This window comes from Gammaproteobacteria bacterium (genome assembly GCA_028819075.1).
GTDB lineage: Bacteria > Gemmatimonadota > Gemmatimonadetes > Longimicrobiales > Gaopeijiaceae > BD2-11.
In genome coordinates, this window is record JAPPMM010000052.1 from 108,965 (window position 1) to 126,758 (window position 17,794).

The 17,794-nt window shown below is 64.7% G+C and carries 16 protein-coding genes; 8 read left to right on the top strand and 8 right to left on the bottom strand.

Annotated features, from left to right (window positions below; translation table 11 throughout):
- Position 1: 1 nt before the first annotated feature.
- Positions 2 to 394: a hypothetical protein gene (locus tag OXU32_15100; GenBank protein MDE0075282.1), complete on the bottom strand. Its 393-nt coding sequence runs from the start codon at positions 392 to 394 to the stop codon at positions 2 to 4.
- On the bottom strand, positions 391 to 579 hold the full coding sequence (locus tag OXU32_15105) for a hypothetical protein (protein MDE0075283.1): 189 nt from the start codon (positions 577 to 579) through the stop codon (positions 391 to 393). The genes OXU32_15100 and OXU32_15105 overlap by 4 nt, the downstream gene beginning before the upstream one ends.
- A gap of 1,340 nt (positions 580 to 1,919) precedes the next feature.
- Between OXU32_15105 and OXU32_15110 the strand changes: the two genes are divergently transcribed.
- The 5 genes from OXU32_15110 to OXU32_15130 all read left to right on the top strand — a co-directional run bounded on the left by OXU32_15110 (position 1,920) and on the right by OXU32_15130 (position 6,047).
- Positions 1,920 to 2,255 (top strand): hypothetical protein, encoded by a 336-nt coding sequence (locus OXU32_15110; protein ID MDE0075284.1) that lies wholly within the window; start codon positions 1,920 to 1,922, stop codon positions 2,253 to 2,255.
- Positions 2,256 to 2,742: 487 nt separating this feature from the next.
- Positions 2,743 to 2,934, top strand: a complete 192-nt coding sequence (locus OXU32_15115) for a LuxR C-terminal-related transcriptional regulator (GenBank protein ID MDE0075285.1) — start codon at positions 2,743 to 2,745, stop codon at positions 2,932 to 2,934.
- A 527-nt stretch (positions 2,935 to 3,461) separates the two neighbouring features.
- Complete coding sequence (locus tag OXU32_15120; protein ID MDE0075286.1) at positions 3,462 to 4,118, top strand: thioredoxin domain-containing protein; 657 nt, start codon at positions 3,462 to 3,464, stop codon at positions 4,116 to 4,118.
- 37 nt (positions 4,119 to 4,155) lie between these two features.
- Entirely contained in the window at positions 4,156 to 4,770 is a 615-nt protein-coding gene (locus tag OXU32_15125; GenBank protein ID MDE0075287.1) for a hypothetical protein, read from the top strand.
- A gap of 50 nt (positions 4,771 to 4,820) precedes the next feature.
- Positions 4,821 to 6,047: a hypothetical protein gene (locus tag OXU32_15130; GenBank protein MDE0075288.1), complete on the top strand. Its 1,227-nt coding sequence runs from the start codon at positions 4,821 to 4,823 to the stop codon at positions 6,045 to 6,047.
- 560 nt (positions 6,048 to 6,607) lie between these two features.
- Here OXU32_15130 and OXU32_15135 read toward each other — a convergent pair.
- The 6 genes from OXU32_15135 to OXU32_15160 all read right to left on the bottom strand — a co-directional run bounded on the left by OXU32_15135 (position 6,608) and on the right by OXU32_15160 (position 14,294).
- Positions 6,608 to 7,126: a hypothetical protein gene (locus OXU32_15135; protein MDE0075289.1), complete on the bottom strand. Its 519-nt coding sequence runs from the start codon at positions 7,124 to 7,126 to the stop codon at positions 6,608 to 6,610.
- A gap of 315 nt (positions 7,127 to 7,441) precedes the next feature.
- On the bottom strand, positions 7,442 to 8,131 hold the full coding sequence (locus OXU32_15140; protein MDE0075290.1) for a hypothetical protein: 690 nt from the start codon (positions 8,129 to 8,131) through the stop codon (positions 7,442 to 7,444).
- Between the two features lie 1,538 nt (positions 8,132 to 9,669).
- Positions 9,670 to 11,445, bottom strand: a complete 1,776-nt coding sequence (locus OXU32_15145; protein ID MDE0075291.1) for a TlpA disulfide reductase family protein — start codon at positions 11,443 to 11,445, stop codon at positions 9,670 to 9,672.
- Positions 11,446 to 11,658: 213 nt separating this feature from the next.
- A complete protein-coding gene (locus tag OXU32_15150) occupies positions 11,659 to 12,354 on the bottom strand; it encodes a hypothetical protein (protein MDE0075292.1) in 696 nt (231 codons plus the stop codon).
- Positions 12,355 to 12,546: 192 nt separating this feature from the next.
- Positions 12,547 to 13,203 (bottom strand): response regulator transcription factor, encoded by a 657-nt coding sequence (locus tag OXU32_15155; GenBank protein MDE0075293.1) that lies wholly within the window; start codon positions 13,201 to 13,203, stop codon positions 12,547 to 12,549.
- A complete protein-coding gene (locus tag OXU32_15160; protein MDE0075294.1) occupies positions 13,200 to 14,294 on the bottom strand; it encodes a PAS domain-containing sensor histidine kinase in 1,095 nt (364 codons plus the stop codon). Before OXU32_15160 ends, OXU32_15155 begins: the two co-directional genes overlap by 4 nt.
- Positions 14,295 to 15,037: 743 nt before the next feature.
- On the opposite strand from OXU32_15160, the gene OXU32_15165 reads away from it, so the two are divergent.
- From OXU32_15165 to OXU32_15175, 3 genes are all read left to right on the top strand, one after another.
- A complete protein-coding gene (locus OXU32_15165; protein MDE0075295.1) occupies positions 15,038 to 16,165 on the top strand; it encodes a hypothetical protein in 1,128 nt (375 codons plus the stop codon).
- A gap of 321 nt (positions 16,166 to 16,486) precedes the next feature.
- Positions 16,487 to 16,834 carry a thioredoxin domain-containing protein gene (locus OXU32_15170; GenBank protein MDE0075296.1) on the top strand — a complete coding sequence of 116 codons (348 nt, stop codon included), beginning with the start codon at positions 16,487 to 16,489 and terminating at the stop codon, positions 16,832 to 16,834.
- A gap of 67 nt (positions 16,835 to 16,901) precedes the next feature.
- Positions 16,902 to 17,177 carry a hypothetical protein gene (locus OXU32_15175; GenBank protein MDE0075297.1) on the top strand — a complete coding sequence of 92 codons (276 nt, stop codon included), beginning with the start codon at positions 16,902 to 16,904 and terminating at the stop codon, positions 17,175 to 17,177.
- Positions 17,178 to 17,794: the final 617 nt, after the last annotated feature.

Below are 17,794 nucleotides of genomic sequence, written 5' to 3' on the forward strand. Positions count from 1 at the left end.
TTCACTCTCCCGTAGGTGCCCCGTCAACCTCGTCCAGCAACGGCTTGCCCTCGATGGCGTTGCCGAGGATCAACGTCAGCCTTTGGTCCAGATCCTCGATCATGGACGCATAGCGGAGGAATTCCCTTGCGGACCGAACCATCTTCTCCCGAATCTTGCATTTGTAGTCAAGGGGGATGGCTACCGCCCGGAGAGTGACCGGGCGATCAGGTAGATGCGGAGGCGACACAACGTGAAGGAGAAAGTTGTGGCCGATGCTGGCCATGTCACGGGCGTGCTGTTCTCCCTCCCGCCGTACCTTTTCGAGATCCGCTTTGGATAAACCCGGAAGCGGCACCCGCTTCTTCTCCTCTGCCACCACGTCGCCTTCGGTTGCGCGCCTCTTTTTGCTCATGGCCTCACGCTCCTGTATGCATCCCCGTTCCGAATCCCAGCCGCCCGCAACTCCGCGATCCGTTCCGCCACCGACCGCCACTCGATCTGGAAGATGCCGGTCTTGGGATCGGGGAACACTCTCACCCGGTTCCGGCCCCACTCGCCAGCGCCGTAGCTCCGACGACTTCGTTTCGTGCGTGCCATCGTTCGATTCCCTCGATTGATGGACTGCACGATCTGCGCAACGGAAGCTCGCCGGACGAGGAGCTCTCCGCCAGAGGGCGTGACCTCCGGGTGTCGGCCCATCCCGCCCTTTGGGGGCTAGTCAGTCAGGCATCCACGGCGGTGCCGCGCCCCGTTCGCGCGGAGGCGGACGATCCGAACGCCCGGCCGCTCGGCTGGGTTCCCAACATGCGTGGGTCCGTGGTAGAATTGATGGGCGGGGGGACGGACTGGCTGGAGACGCTGGGCGCGAAAGCCGCCCCCATTTGGAGATCGCGGAGCAATGATCCCGGTCCGCGACTTGTTGCACTCTCACGGATCGCTGCCACGCCTTGGAGCACGCGAGGTGTCAGTGTGCATGGCGCGGGCACGAGGCTACAACCCCAAGGAGCCGTGGCGGCGAAAACCAGACGCCATTCCTGTTCACTGGTCCAGCCCCGTTTGTCTGCCGCGATTCGTCCATCCTGATCGGCAAGGAATCAGATCATGTCCCCCAATGAATGGCATCTGCGACCGAACGTTTGGCATCCGGTCTGGAAGTCCGCGACATGGGATAGCGCTGTTGATCGTTTTCGGAGTATCGACGATGCGTTCTTGGCTGCTTCCGCGAAGGAAGCTCATTTCGCGTCCGACTTCGAGAAGCCTGTTCGCTCGCTTCGGCGGGTGGTGGACGCCGTTTGGCGTGACGGCCTTGCCGTGATCGAAGCGGCGGAAGAAGCGTATCCGCTTTCCGGTGCCCCGCCTGGCCGTTACGGGTTGGGGAGTGTGAGCAGCGAGAAGTCTCAGCAGGTTCGGGCGCGCATCGCGAGGGAACTCGCGACGGCCCACTTCGACTTGTCCAACGGGCGGATCTTCCAAGCGTCTCATCGAGTCGCGAGAGCGCGTTGGCTACTCGAAAGGAACGGGGAGCGAGCGTATCATTCGCTCAGACGTCGATCGTTGGGGTAGAGCTGATTCCCTGCAGTTGTCTCTGGCAACGTCAGGTGCTAAAGCCGTTGGGTTGGCCCTCCTTCCGTCCGGGGTAGGGTGGGGACTCGACCCCGGCGGGAGGAACGGACGGAGTCCGTCCCGGAGGCCGGGGGACCGGCGCCGAAGCGGCGGCGACGCCGACCACGCCGCTCGCCGGTCACTCCGCGGACTCAGCCGCGAAGCCGACGGGCGTCGACCGGCGGTGATCGGTCGGCGGCCGGGAGGACACCTGGCGACTGGCCGACCGGGGGGGACCTTCGGACCCCCAACCGCGAACGCTGCCGGCGCGGGGTTTGTGCCGGGGTCAGAGGGGGCGCGGCCCCCCGCCAGCCTCCGCAGGGGACGCACGGAGTGTGGCCCCAAGGAGTAAGCTGCTGGGCTGGCTGGCTGGGCTGGACCACGAAACGGGCGTCGGAGAAGCCCGTGGGGGCCGCGTCCGGGACCCGGCGACCGCAGCCGCCGACGCGGGGCAGGAGCACGTCGGCGAGCGCTCCGGGAAACCCGTTCAAGCGGCCCTCGCGCAAGCGCGGCTGGCGGTCACGCGGAGGCCGGTTCGGCGAACGAGCCCGCAAGCGCCCATGTCGATGGACACGGGCACCGGTTCCGCCCTGGGGTGGATCAACCTGACTACGCGCGACTCCTCCGGTGCTTCGCGTCGTTCGCTCGTGCTGCCCTTCACGCTTCGGTGACCCGAAGGGCGGCATCCTACGACTCTCGCGTGCCATGGGTTTCAATCCGGCCGTCGGGAACGAAAGCTGCCGATGCCGATCCGCGCCCAATCTCGGGCTCAAGAACTGGTCCGAAGGAACTCGGGGTGAAGCGGGGGCGGCCCGGTAAACGGAAAGAGGTCCAGCTCCGGTCGCGCCCCGGCGTGCGCCACTACAACCTGCACACCGATACCCCGGATGCTGGCACGGTCTCCTCGCCGACCAGGGCCCGAGCGACCAGCGCGATCAACCCAAGCCCGATCGCCCGTCCAGCCGAAGGGATCAGCTTTCGCGGGCGCTCGATGCCGGGGCGGCGGGCTTATCTCAACAAAGTCGGTGGCCGATACGGACCTCATCGTGGCGATCGAAGCCCTGGTGCGAGGGCATTCCTACCCTCCGGCGCCGTGGCGCTGCGCTTCTCGCTCGCCGCCAACGCAGCCCTGTCCGGGAGGCGCCCGGGCTGGAAGCTCTGTCGGCGCAGGAATGCACGGCGATCCAGTTGTACGCCAGCGGGTTGACGGCCCAGAGGATGTTCGTCAGTCCGAAGACGGTCGGGGGGTACTTGGCGCGCGCGCGGCGCAAGCTGGGCCTGACCGGCCGCACCGACATCCTGCGGTTCGCTCTCGAGAGCGGGCTGTTGCGCGGCAACGAACGGGAGTAGACGGCGGCACAACCGGCGGACCGCCGAAAGCTGTGACGGGATTCTCCCGTCATGGGAATCAGTAATTCTCCCGTCAGCAGTTGCGGGAATCTCCCGCTAACGTCGGGTCGCGGTACCGCGCATCTTTATCCCAAGCGCCGGAAAGGCGGTCCCGTCGGATGCGGGGCACCGAAGAACTCAACCAAGGAGGATCAAATGCTGAATCGTACCGGGCGGCTTGCCGCGGCTATCGTCATCATGGCCGGCTTGTTGTTCTTGGCCATTCCGCAGTCGGCCGTGGCGAACAGCGCGTTCGGCTGCAGTGACCCGCCTCCCACCGACTGCTGCGTCCCCACCAAGTTATGCGACAGCGGATCGTATTGCTGCTTCTTCGAAGGGAGCGGCGGCCCCAAGTTCTGTGGCTGCGAGAGATAGGTAGTCAGGAAGAAGGCAAGCGCATCCGGAGACTTGGGGGGACACCGACGGTCGGTGCCCCCCCCCAAGCGGCGGCGCTTTCGATTTCGTTTATTCGGCATTCGGAGGGTTTCATGCGGTCGAGATTGACGAAGGCCCTTGACCTCGTTCTAGTGGCCTGCGCCGTTTTGATGACGTGGGCTGTCGTGCGTAGTCTTATGCTTTCCCCCGAGGTTATCGATGGCGCCACAGCTTTCGAGGGGTGGAAGCAAGACTTGATGTTTGACCGGCGAATCGGGTTGGCGGATGCTCCGTACAGGCTGGTTGTGTGGTTCGACTATCAGTGCCCTGCATGCCGTCGGTTTGAGGGAGAACTCGACTTGGCGCGTCAAGAGTTGGGCGACAGTCTCGCGGTCATATACCGCCATTTTCCGTTGACCGGGCACGCTCTTGCGTTCGAGGCCGCGGTCGCGGCGGAGTGTGCACGCGAGCAGGGCCGTTTCCCGGAGATGCATGAGGCACTCTTCGGCGATCCACTGAATGGTGAGTCTTTGCCTCTGTCATCGCTCATGGCAGAGAGCGACATTCCGGACTCGACTTCCTTTGGGGCGTGCATGTCCGACCTTGCCTCGGCGGCGAGGGCAGCCGTACGCACGGACCTAGCACGTGTCCGTACACTGAGCGTTCGCGGCACGCCTGCTCTCCAGATCGGCGATCGCATCGCCACCGGCGGAGTCACGGCTGGGGAGCTGGTGGAGCGCGTCCGCGAGGCAGCGGACCCGAGTCGCTGACGTTGATCCCTTGCCGGTGCCGGTGGGAAGTCCGACCGTGGATCACATCGTGCCCGTTTCATTGGAGGATTCAGAACCCATGAAAAAACCTATGAGGATCCGATGCGGAGCTACGGCACTCTACGTGGCCGTCGTCGGTTGCGCGCTGTGTGTTGCTGCTGTGCCTACGGTCGCTCAGGAGCCGCGCGCCGACACGGCTTCCGAGGGCCGCCGTACACCCATTGATACCTGGATCGCCCGCCCCTACGAGATCGAGCTGTCGACCGAACAACTGAAGCGAGTTGACGAGCTCAGGACCGAGTACTTGGAAGAGTACGGCCAGTTGCGCGGGAATAACCAGATGGCGGTGGTGATGCAGGCTCTCGGGTTGGAAATGAAGTATAGGGAGCTGGTGCGGAGCCTGTTGACGCCGGAGCAGCAGAACTTATTCGATGTGAATGTTCGCAAAGGTGGATCAGCTGATGCGGCGTTCGAGCCGGTTTCCGGAAGGCGCGAGGGCGCGAATGCAATGCTCGCTCCAGATCACCATGTCAGGGGTTCGTGTCGGGAGATTTGTGTAAACGGCATCAGGCGGCGAAGCTCTGCTGACCGAGGTGACGGGGTTTCCGTCCTCGATGTTCCATGCTCGCCTACTCCTCTCCTCGTCGAGTAGCTGGGGATCGTTGAAATTGTGGAAGCGCTCTTACTCTAAGGAGTTGCACTATGTCCTATGTCGTGTCGTCGCTACGCCGTATGGTGGCGGGCGCAGTGGCCTTGATCACGATGCTCGCAGGGACCGCACCCTCGCTCGCCGCCCAAAAGATGATCGAACTGCCGACCGAGGACAGGCTCCTCGACCCCGACTTCGAGGAAATCTACCAGTTGGGCTCGCTGGATGGGGGTGGCTGGGACACCTTCAGTAGGATTGCCGGCCTCGGTTTCGACGGCGCCCGCAACCTCTACATTCTCGACACACAAGCGATGCGGATCTCGGTGGTCGATCCGGAGGGCAATCTGGTGCGCCAGTTCATCGGGGAGGGGGACGGCCCCGGTGAGTTCGGGAACCAATACGCAGCGGCTCTCCGGTTCGCCGTCCTGCGGGACGGGCGGGTTGCCGTCTACGATGCGGGGCGCGTCGGATTCGCCCTCTTCGGTGCAGGCGGCGAGTTTGAACGTACGATCCCTGTGGGCGGCGACCGCACGGGGCGTCCGATCCTTTGGGGGGGCATTCAGGCCCTCCCGGGATTGGAGCGGGTGCTCTCCACGACCTTGGTCATCTACATGGGGAGATCGGATCCGGGGCGGAGATCCCAGTTCCGGTACGTCTTGAGCTACGACCTTAGCGGTGACGAGGCCGCCGTTGACACGGCTGCGACGGCATGGAACCCCCCCTCGGATCGGCATGCATTCAAGCCGGAGCTGATGGCGGGTGCGCTTCCTGGCGGGGGCATTGCATATTCCGACTCCTCCGCCTACGCAATCAAGTTCACCGAGCCGGGCGGCCGCGTGACCCGGATCGTGACGCGGCCGTTCCAGCCCAGGCCCGTATCGTCCCGAATCAGGACTGAGGAGATCGAGCGCCGACTGGAGGCCCTTGAAGGGGGACAACCGACCGGTGACGCGACCATGCGGGCGATGTATCAGCCGATGATCGAAGCCCAACGCGCCGGGATCGAGTCCATGGAGTTCTACCCAGAAATGCCAGTCCTGCTCGGCCTACGGACGGGCTGGGAAGGGACCATCTGGGTCCGCCGCCGAGGTGAGGAAGGGACGGGAGGCGACCCCATCGATCTAATCACAGCGGACGGGCGCTACTTGGGGACATTTGCGCCCGGCTCCATGGCGCTACCCGAGGCTTTCGGCCCCGACGGGCTAGCTGCCTTCGTGGAGACGGACGATTTCGACGTGCCTTACGTGGTGGTGAAGAGGTTGCCGGACGAGCTTCGCTGATCCGGGGGTGCCCCGTCGAGTGCAAAGTGGGATCCGCTGAGGAATTGCCTGACACTTGACCGCGCCCGAGTTCTGCACGCCCAACACCCGATCCTGCTCCCGAAGGGTGTTCCTGGCCGAAACGGCAAGTGACTAAGGTTGGCTTCGCCGAATCATCTGGACCGGCTCCGGGCCGGAGAAGCAAGTGCAGGGGCCCTTAGGGGTGCGCGCGGTTCCGGCCAAACGATTTGTCTTTCCGGCTATGTTGACTCGACGGAAACAAGTATTGTCCCACGGCAAGAAACGCAGATCGTGCAGTCCCAGTTCAACTTACGTGACTTCCTGCCGTGATTCGGCTCCCCTGACTCTGCCGCTTCCGCCCTCACCCACTCGCGGTGTCCGAGCGACCGGGTGAGCCTGCGCCCGTTCTCCCGCCACTCAATCTTGGGGCCGGAAGCCGCTTGCGGTCACACCACGGCCAGCGGAGCGCCGATGCCGATCCGGGCCTCAAGGCCGTCCACCTCACAACTCCCTGCGAGAAGACAGGATAACGTACGGCAACTGGCCGCCCTGCTTTCTGGCTAGCTGGAAGCCAGGCCAGCCCTCGCGTGCCGGATGCGCGCCCTGACCGCCGCCGATTCCCGCTCCTCCGCTGCTGCGAACAGCGCCTCTATCTCATTGCGGAGCCCCGGCTCCGCCGCCGCCATCAGCCCGAGCCCGTTGTACGCCCATGCCCTCAGGAACACGCGCCGCGACCGGATCAGCCTCCTGAGGGCGCGGTTGAGCGTCACGGTGCGGTCGGCGGGCAGCTCCATGTGCGGCAGTGTCTGCAGGAGGTGCAGGAGCCCGTCCGGCTCCTCCACGTGGTCGAGGAGGTCGACGACCCGCGCGGTGGACTCCCCGCGCGGCGCGTCTCCACGCTCGGCCAGCCACTTGATCACCCATGTGGCGCCGACCTGAAGCGCCGCCTCGTCGCTCGCCGCGAGATCCAGGAGCCGCGGCAGGGCGCGCTCGGGCGTATCCCGCACCGCTTCGGCCACGGCTCGGAACGGCGCGACCCGCTTCCCGTCGTAGCTCCTGAGCGTCTTGGCTATGTCCATCGTGCTCCCTCAAGCCGCGCGGCGATGCACGCCGCTACGGCTGCAACTTTTCTGTGCTTCATGGTCGTCAGCCCGCCGTCGTCGTGGTGGGCCGCGCGGCTCCGGGCGGGACGGCTCGCTACCGGGAAGGTAACCTCCAGCGGGACGAGCAAGTGCCAGCGGCACCGCCTCTAACAGGTCAGCGCGCGCCGGCGCCAGGCCGACGGGGGCCTCGGCGGACCCGGCGTCTCAAAGAGACTGGAGAGGAAACCCCGTCTCGAAATCGAGAACCCCTAGACGTTTGGTACACCTGGATGTCGCCGAGGCGGTGTGGCCTTAGCGAGAGTTCCGGAGCACTCGAACCGTTGAAACGCCGAATTCATCTTCCACCACACCGTATAACATCTGTCCCCTGACCGATTTCAGGTCGAGGCGTTCCGGCAGAATCAACGATGTGACCGCATCGTCCGGATGGAGCACTCGCCATTGAAGGGATCCTCCCGTCAGGGGTGTCCCGATGTAGATCAGTCCGCTGGATTCGTCGGCCACCAAGCGGGTGATGCCGGACCAGAGAGCCGGACCGCGCAACTCAATCCTGCCGGGGAGCGCGTCGCCACAATCGGCCCTGATCTGCCGCTTGACTTCCGACAGGTCCGAGTCCGACACCGCACGCACATTGACCGGGACGAGAGCCAAGCGACCGACCTCCACCCCCGCCTGCCTCATGTGATGCCAGGCGATCTCCCCCGTGTATCCGTCGGCGAAGACCAGAGTCGAGTCGCCGATGGTGGCCCAGGCCCCGGCATCACCGAAGGGAGTCCACGCACTCGAATAGGGGATGCGATCGGCGGCATCGAACCAGAGCGCGTTGTTGCTTCGAAAGCTCGCAACAGTGTCCGGACTCATGCCGGGTCTGGAGATGACGAGGCGATAGAACGGCGAAAACACCTGGTCCTGGACTGTCATGACCGGGAAGAGTTCGCTGAGCACATAGCCGTACCGAGCTTCCGCCAGACCCCGGCCCACCCGTCACGCCGAAAGCATCCCGGCGCGGGTGGGGGCGCCCTCTCCGCTTGTCGAGGACCCGGGGGAGTCAACTACGGTTCCTTGTCAGGTTGTACATCACGACCCGTTCCACCCCCAGGTCGTCGCGGTGCACGGCGAGCAGGTAGGCAGCCCCGAATTCGAGCGGTGTCAATTCCAGACCGGGACGGAAGTGGCATTAGAAGTCCCCACGCGCCTGAAAGGCCATCCATGACGATTCTTCGCGGGGCCTCGTGTAACGCTTCAGCCACAGGCGCCCGTCATACCCGATCATGAGATCCGAAGCGGTCGGAAAGACCTCGGCAACGGGTCGATTGTCGCTGATGGCAGCCTCGTGCCCTGCGCTCCAGCCCGGGCTTCCGGGACCGCCATGCTCGGCGATGTAGTCCTCGTGAGCCGCTTGTACGTGCACGCCGGTCACCTTCTCTGTCCGGATCCGACCAGCGTATGATGCGGCGCAGCCGGAACGTTCCATCCAGGATCCGAACCTCCGGTTCCCGCGCGGTGGTCATCGCGACGGTGGACGAGCGGGCGGCTACCAGCGAAGACGCCTCGAAGAGTGGCTCGACGAAACCGGCGAATCCCGGCATCGCAACGAGCCGCTTTCCCGGCAGGGTCGCAAGCGTATCGAGAACGGAACCATCGGGGCCATGTGCGATCGCCAGGTAGTTCACCGGAGTGGCGAAATGGTCACCCGCTCCGCCAGTCGCCTGCGTCACATTCACTGAGGCGCCCCCGTCCAGCACGCCGCCAGGAGGGATGAGGGTGTGCAGGGAAAAGTCGTCTGGAGCCATGGAGCGGATGAACACCCCGTCCGCGGAAAAGATGTTGAAGCGCCAGGGCAGGTAGTCGCCTACCCAGAGGGTGTCACCCGGCAGGACCCATAGGAGCCAAGGGCTGCGAAATTCACCGGGTCCCTCGCCACGACCACCCATGGAAACGAGGTGTGCACCGGATTCGGCGAACACGCGGACTTTTCGGCTGGAGCCGTCCACGACCGCCACGGAGCCGTCGGCGAGGCGGGCCGCATGGCGCACCTGAAAGAAGATGTGGGGAGCGTCCCCTTCGCGTGCGCCGATCGAGAGGATCGGCTCGTCGCCGATTGCGCAGCGAGCCTCCGCGGTCGTCCACGGATCGCTGGTGACCGATTTCGATGCCGGCGCTGTCGGTGACCATGGCCGAGGAGCGGTCGGCAGGCGCGCCGTTGCCGCACGCCGCGATAGCGGCAATGGCAATGGGCATGGCGGCATGGGTGGTTGGGGAACGCTTTGATCGTCATCCGGATCCTTCCAGCGATCGGCTGACTACGGCGGGTCTAGGCTTTAGACGGCCACTTCAAGCCACGGGGATTCCGGTGTGGCCATGGAGCGGTGGCAAAGCGTCCGGCACTCGACCGGGGAGGTGGACGAGAAGCCGAGGAAGGTGGTGGTGGTTGTGGATGGGAAATCGTACGTGCCCGCTCGCGGTGCGCCAGGGTATCGTAGAAGAGACCACCACGGCCTGCACTCCACCTCATCGGGCTACGATTTCGGCAGCGGGTTGTCCCGGAGTTGCGCGAGTGCCTCCAACTGCCTCGGGATGTCGGAGACGTGCGAGAAGGCGAAACGCACGTTGCCACTGGCGTCCAATACAAAGTACGCCGGAGTCCCACTGACGCCGAAAGCGTTCTGGGCCTCTGCATCCAAATCATAATACACGGGATAGCTCACGCCTCGGGCCGCAATGAACTCTTCCATGCCCGGACCGGGCTGGTCGTCAGTCGTGACAGAGAGGATTTGGACAGCGTTGGGATCAAGGCGTTCGCGGAGACGCAGCACCTGCGGAATCTCGTCGACAGAATATGCACAGCCCCGCGTCCAGAAGACGAGCACGGTGGTCCTGCCCGCGACGAGGTCCGGAACGGGCATACGGTTTCCGTGCTTGTCGGCGACGCTGTTGGGGCGGGGGGCCCACCGGACGGTGTCCGCGAGGATGCGCGGAAGCATTCGTGCTTCGGCCGACTCGAGAAGAGCGCGCCATTCCGGGCCCTCGGGATTCTGCCCGACCAGGGCCGCCAGCGAATCCGCCTCGGCGATACTTGTAAGGGGATCGACCGCGACAACGGCGTAGTCACGCGTCGCACCCGCGATGTCTCCCCGAGACAACTTCAGGTCAGCGAGGCGTTGGAAGACCGCGGGGTCCACCGCTGTGGCGACCGCCTCCTCAAGAGCCTCCAACGCCTCGTCTTCCTCTCCCGCAGCGGAGAGAAGCTCGCTGTAAGTCACCAGCCGGTCCGCCCACTGTCGGGCCCGGGTTCGTGCATACTCGCTCACGGTCCGGCCAAGTGGTCTTCTGGGATGCACCACGAGATCTGCGGGTTCCCGTCCGGCTCGCGCAGGGCGTTCCAGTCCCTGGCGCGCGAGTTCCAGCGCCCGTTCTCGTCGCTCGGGAAAGCTGGCCAACACTCTTGCGGCAGAGAATTGGCTTCCCCGATCCGCAAGCATTCTTTCGATCCAGCGGTCGGTCGCTGCCAGGTCGTCAGCGGCCATCTGCAGCGCCCAACTCAGCATCTGTGATCCGGTACCCTCCGCGTATGGCCAATACTCTTCGAACGCTGCCAGCGCGGCGTCGGCGTCACGGTCCTCGAAGAACTTGCGGAGGGTCTCGATTCCAACGATCTGCGCCCACGAGCGCGTGCCCCTGCCCTCGTCTCGAGCACGCTCTGTCCAAAACGCCAGGGCGACCGAGTCCTCCACGTCTTGCGCGTAACCCTGGATCGCTACGACGGTCGCCGGGGAGAGTTGAGTCCGGTGGGCATACTCTTCATGAAGGCCCCTGAAGTTCTCCTGGTGCCAAGCAAGCAGGCTGTCGCTTCCGGTGGAACCGAGCGCCACATCCTCGTGGAACCGCAGCACACTCCAGCCTCGCAGGGAGTCGGGATAGAGTTGCATTGCAAGCCGATTGGACTCGTAGGCCGTGATCCAGTTGCGGCCGGCATGGTCGTAGGCGCGCTGAATCAACGAGTGGTAGAGAGGCTCGCCGTCCTCCCCGTGCACCAACAGCTCGAACAGCTTCCCGCCATTGGCGTCGATGCGCTCGCCAGCGTTATTCTCGACCACGAAAGCAGCGTACACGATGTCGTCGGAAAGGGTGAAGCTCGCGGCGAAGGTGCCCTTGACAGCCGGCTCCAGCGTGGCGACCTGAATGTTGTCCAAACGGCGATTGTACTGGCCATCTCGGTCCGTCCGGAAGTGACCGCGCAGCACGAGCTCTTGCTCGCCTGCCAGCATCTCGATCGGAGTATAGGTGGCTAGCATGCGAGAGTTCGGCACCGGCGCCTCGGGCGAGAAGCGTAGTCGCGTCTCCGAAGCAAGCTCTTGTCCATTCACGGCGCGCGGGATTGGCCCGAGGACCCACCAGACCATCAGTCCGTACCGAACGATTCTCTTCGCCGTCTCAATCATCGGATGCTCTCCCCTCGTCTGGAGTCGCCATGGCCAACCATCGCTGGTACTCGCGCCGTTGGCGCTTCACCAACCGACATCTGGGTGGCTCTCGGGCTCCCGCTCCAGCCGGTTCACGTCAAGTGGCAGACCCTGCTCTAGCCATCGTAGGATGTCATTCCGGCCACGTGCATTCGCCACGACCAAGTCATCGCCGGTCTTAATCGTGGATTCGGACGAGTAGGAACTCGTATCGACAAGACGCTCGACTACGATCACCTGGGGCGTCGAAGCCGCAGCCTTGCCTTCTCGCCACGCGAATCGCACGACTTGCTCGTTGAGCCAACTTCCGCCGACGGCGATTTGGTCAAAGGCCGTGCCAACGGTCCCTCCCCCAATGTCCGAAAGGTACGCGAGCCCCGCCTCGGGGTCCTCGTCGATCGCCACGCCCACAACTTCAATGTGAGCGTACTTGATTCCGTAGGCAGAGCGCATCCTCTCCCGGATGAGACCAAAGGCTTCCCTGATCTCGGGCAGGTTGGACCACCCGCAATCCGACGCCCCGATGACGAAGGCAACCAGGTGCGTGCCGTCGACCGAAGCAAACGGGTTGGTAGGCGCGTCGGGAATGGGGCCTTCCGCGCGAATGCTATCCGCTCCCGTCGCTTGCATTGCCTCCAGCGGACTCGGTGCCGCCAGGTAACCGACCAACGTTGACACAAAGAGAACGGAGAGTACCAGAGGATTCCGAGCAACCGACCTCAGGAGCTTTCCGTTTCGCATTCTTATCTCTCCGTTGCTGAACCGGACGTTTTTAGACGGGACCGCGTTCCCGACGGCTAGGAAACAAAGATGCGGGGTGCCGCGGCCCGGCGTTAGCGGGAGATTCCCGCAACCGCTGACGGGAGAACTACTGATTCCCAGGACGGGAAAATCCCCCCGAGGCTTTCAACGGCCCGCCGGTTGCGCCGCGGCCTACTCCTGTTCGCTGCCGCTCAACAGCCCGCTTTCGAGGGCGAACCGCACGATGTCGGTGCGGCCGGTCAGGCCCAGCTTGCGCCGCGCGCGCGCCAAATACCCCTCGACCGTCTTCGGACTGACGAACATCCTCCTGGCCGTCTCGCTGGCGGTGAAACCGCGGGCGCACAGCTCGATCACCGTGCGTTCCCGCGCCGACAGGGCGTCCAGTCCTGGCACCTCCCGGGCGCGCTCGCCCTTGCTGCGCGCGAGAAGCTCGGCGGCTTGGCGCGGAAGGTAGGAGTGCCCGCGGGCAAGGGCTTCGATCGCCCCGATGAGGTCCGTGTCGGCCACCGACTTGTTGAGATAGCCCGTCGCCCCGGCGTCGAGCGAGCGCGCAAGCTGATCCTCCTCATCGTGCACGGTCAGGACCAGAACTCTGGCGTCGAGGTCGAGAGCTGTGATCTTGCGCGTGGCCCGGATGCCGCCCATGCCGGGCATCGCCAGGTCCATGATGACGACATCGGGTTCGAGCCGCTCCGCGTCGGCCACGCCCTCCTCGCCCGAAGATGCCTCGCCCACAACCTCGATCCGGCCGGTGGATTCCAGCAACGCCCGGAGTCCGGCGCGCACGACCTTGTGATCGTCGATCAACAGCACGCGGATCTTCTTCAAGGCCCGCGGACCCCCGACATCGCTGGCGCGCCCCGGGCGGGAACGGTCAGCCGAACCAGCGTGCCGCGCCCGGGAGCTGTACTGATCGTCACGTCACCGCCAACCATGGCGGCACGTTCCGTCATGCCCGTGATGCCCACATGGTCGTAGGGCTCCGCAGACCCGGGATCCCGCAACTCAAACCCCCGGCCCCGGTCCCGGACCTCTGCGACCACGTAACCGCCGCCGGACCCGACCCGGACCATCGCCGAACGCTCGCCGGAGTGCCGCGCGGCGTTGGCGACAGCCTCCTGGACCACCCTGTAGAGCGTCAGAGCCGTCGTTTCGTCCAACTCGTCGTCCACGTCGCCGACCTGGGCATTCACCTGGAAGCCGGTGGAATCCCGAAGGAGGTGGAAGTGATCGCGCAGTGCGCCTGCCAATCCCTGGTGCTCGAGCTCCGGCGGCCGGAGCCCGCGGATCAATCTCTTCACCGCATTGAACGTGTCCAGGATCTCGCCGCTGATCTGCTCGCCCTCCCGCGTCCGTCGCCCATCGTCCGTCTCGTCTCGCATGAGCTTGACCCGGACCTTGAGCGACACGAGGCACTGCAATACTTCGTCGTGCAGTTCGAGCGACAGGCGTTTTCGCTCCTGCTCCATCGCCGCCACCATCAAGCCGGAGCGCTTGCGCATCCGCTCCCATGCCGAGATGTCCCGGATCGCGCAGATGACGTGGCCCGCCTCCCGGGGTGGGGTCCAGGGACTCAGGCTGATCTCCACGGGGAACTCGGTGCCGTCCCTGCGCAGCGCGTACAGCTCGAGTCCGGCACCCATCGGTCGGCTTCGCGGCTGCCGGACGTAGTGCATCCGGTGGTCGAGGTGCGCTGCCCGCTTATGCGACGGTACAAGCCGCTCGACCGAAGCACCCGTCAGCGCTTCGCGGCTCCACCCGAACATCCTCACCGCCTGCTCGTTGACATCGAGGATGAGACCCTCGGAGTCCACAATCAGCGTGGCGTCCGGAGAAGCCTCGAACACCGCCCGGTAGTGGTCGTCGTCGGAAAGCAGGCTGCCCTCCAGCAGTCCGGGCGGCACACGGCAGGAAGTCACGCGAGCCTCAGAATAACGGGCGGCTCTGCCGCTTGCCAGTCGGCAGGACGCTCAGAGCCCGCACTCGAACGTGTGCTAGGCGGCGTGGTGTTCGGGGTCCGATGGCGGGATTTTCCCGTCATGGCTTTGAGGGGGATTCCCGTCACGAATTCCGGGGTTTTCCCGCTATTGAGGCTGATATGCATTGCCGAGATTGGAGTATCGGTTCGGACCGCGCTGGTCCGGCCAACTAACGGTATCCGCACCTAGTATCAGGAGGAAGTAACCATGAGGCGTTCGTATCTCAACATCCTGGCCGCCGTGACGATTCTGGTTGGCGGATGGGTCGTCGCGTCCCCGTCTCCCGTGCTGGCAAGCAGTGCCTGCTGCCGTTCGGACAGCGGCGTCACGTGCTGCGGCCCCTATTGCATGGCAGGCCCGGACGCTTGTGTCATCTGCAGTGATCCGGAGGACTGCCAGAACTGATGCACACCCCGCGAGCGTGGGTCATTCGGATCCTGCCGGTCCGGCCAACTTGAACGGTACCCATTTCAGGAGGAAGTAACCATGAGGCGTTCGTATCTCAACATCCTGGCCGCCGTGACGATTCTGGTTGGCGGATGGTTGGTCGCGTCCCCGTCTCCGGTGCTGGCAAGCAGTGCCTGCTGCATCGCGGACAGCGGGCTTTGGTGCTGCGGCCCCTATTGCATGGCAGGCCCGGATAGTTGTGTCGTCTGCAGTGACCCGGAGGACTGCCAGAACTGATGCGCACGACCGCTCTCCTCCTGTTGCTGGCCGGTTGCGGCGAACCGTTTCGGTCCGCCGATCCGTTGGAAGATGCCCGGTCGTGGGCGGTCGAGGATTCCTGGATTGAAGTGGAGCTGGCGAGCGTCTCGGATCCACTTCTTCGACTTTCCGACGTGCGGGGAGTCGCCGTGGACTCCAAGGGTCGGATCCATGTGGTGGACGCGTTGGAGGGCGGTGTGATCGTGCTATCGCCCGGTCTGCGGCACTTGCACACCGTCGGGCGCGCAGGCATGGGCCCCGGCGAGTTCGAGTTGAAGCAGATCCAGATCCTGCCAGGAGACACACTCTTCGTGTTCGACGCCCGCCTGCAGCGTGTCACGATCATCGAACCCGACGACTTCGAGGTGGTCGACGTGTTCCCCCAACCCAACTGGCGACACGGCCCGGTGACCAACCTCTGGAGGCTCGCGGATCGCGGACGATCCCTGGCGCTGGTGCGCCGTCCGTTCTACGCCGGCGAGGACGAGACGGCGGATCAGGGCCGTACGGATGCGATCCTGGCCATTGAAGAAGGGGAGGAAGCTGCCCCCGACACAATCCTGGTTGCGCCTTCGCGGGAGTTCCTGGTTGCGCGCGGACCCGGATCAGTCGCCGTCGGGACTCATCCGTTCGGACGGGAACCGTTCATTCGGCTCATCGGACGCGACCGATTCGTGTACGCCAACTCGGGGGCCTTGGACGTGAGCATCGTCGACTTCACCGGATCGACCGTTCACTCCTTTTCGTTCGCCACCGTTGCCATGCCGGTGACGTCGGAACAGTTGGCGTCGGAGGCCAAGAGGACTTCCGGTGGGCTTGCCGACGTGCTGCGGCAGGGTGATCCGTACGTCTGGCCCGCCTTGGCGGGCCTGGTTGTCGACGAACAAGGCCGAATCTGGGTGGGCGTCCGCGGGCATCAGGACGAGCTTGAGTGGGAGTGGGCCGCGTTCACGCAAGATGGTGCGCACGCGGGATCGGTCCGACTCCCCGCGGGACAGGTCGTCGAGGCCGCTAGGGATGATCGGCTCTACGCGGTTGCCCACGACAGCATGGATGTGCCCCGGATCCGCGCTTATCAACTTCGCCAGGAGCGAGCAGGGTCATGAAAAGGACGCTCGAAAACGTCGTAACGCTGGTGCTGGTCGTTTGCGCACTGGTGGTTACAGTCGCGGTGGTCAGGAAGGAATTCACCGCACGTGGGGGTTCTCCAACTGCGGACGAACCGCGTGAGATCAATGGATGGCGGGATCTGACGAGCGCAGGCATCTGGCTAGGATCGAGGGACGCGCCGGTCGTGATCGTCGAGTTCGCGGATTTTCAGTGCCCGTTCTGCGCGGTCGCGGCACGAAGTCTGCGCGAGCTTCGCTCCCGCGTGGATGAGGTCGCAATCCTTTACCGCCACTTCCCCCTCGATGCGATCCATCCCCATGCAACCGACGCCGCCATTGCCGCGGAGTGCGCCGCCGCACAGGGAATGTTCGAAGCCTATCACGACCTGCTGTTCGCAGAACAGCGGGCGATCGGTTCCATCGAGTGGACGGACTTCGGTGAAAGAGCGGGAGTACCATCCGATGTCCGAATTCTCGACCTGTATGGACGAGAACTGGTCGTCGAACCGGGTCGCGGAGGATCTGCGCGCAGCCCAATGGGCAGGACTCCAGTGGACGCCGTCCATCATCGTCAACGGCACGCTTCTACCGGGAACGCCGGACCTCGAGATGCTCCAGACCCATGTGGCTCGCGCGCTGAGGGAGATGGACGAGAAGACTCGGTAGTTGCCTCGGATTGACCCAATTGCAGGGAAGCCGCCCGGTCCGGTGGAATGCGGCCCGGGAATCCCTGATGGCACTGCTCGATGGCACCAATCCGTACGCGTTCTCGACGGTTCTCCGGGTCCTGGTCGCCACCGAGATCGAGCCGGCGTTCGGGACGCAACTGATCCGCAAAACGCCGGACCTCCTGCTAGCGGACGTCGGCGCGGATCGCGAAACAACGCGGGAATCCGCGATCGATCTCTTGAAGACCGTGAGTGGCGAGGACTTCGGAGCGGATCCCGAAGCCTGGTCGCAATGGCTAAGCGGTCGGCCGGAGCGCGTACGAGACCGTCGCCAACCCTAGCGGAAGCGTCCGATGCGTCCCCGGAGCTCGCACGAACCAAAGAAGCGGTTGAGATGGACACGGTAGAGGAGGATAGCACCATGCGCCGGAACGGACCTTCGCAGAGCGACGCTCCGCAGCAGACCAGCACCAGGCGTCAGGCATCAGACATGTGGGTGGGGACGCGCACGATGTGCGGTGAGACCTGCATGGTGCTTGGAATCACCGTTGGCGAAAGGACCTCGGTTTTTCTTGCGGCACCGGCGGTGGTCGAGAGGTTGGCCGATCAGATCGCGACGATGCTCGCTGTGCCCGGCGCGGACGTCCCCGACAGGCTGGTGCCACATCGGTTCTCGCAGAACGGAACGGCTAGGAGACGGGTGGGAGGAGCTAGGTCGTGAGGCGGCGCGTTGCGCAGGCTGTTTGACATTGCCCTTCACGCAGGCGGAGAGGCATCCCGAGGGCAAGGCCGCACTGACGCGCCGCCAGGAAGGCGGAATTCCTTGTTGAAAGGCGGGTAGGCATGAGGTCTCGCGCACCGCGCACGCCCGCACTTGCGGTATGTCCGATGAAGTGTCCTCTCAACATCTATGGACGCCCCCGTGACGCAAGCGTTCTGGAGAACCGGTCGAGCGGGC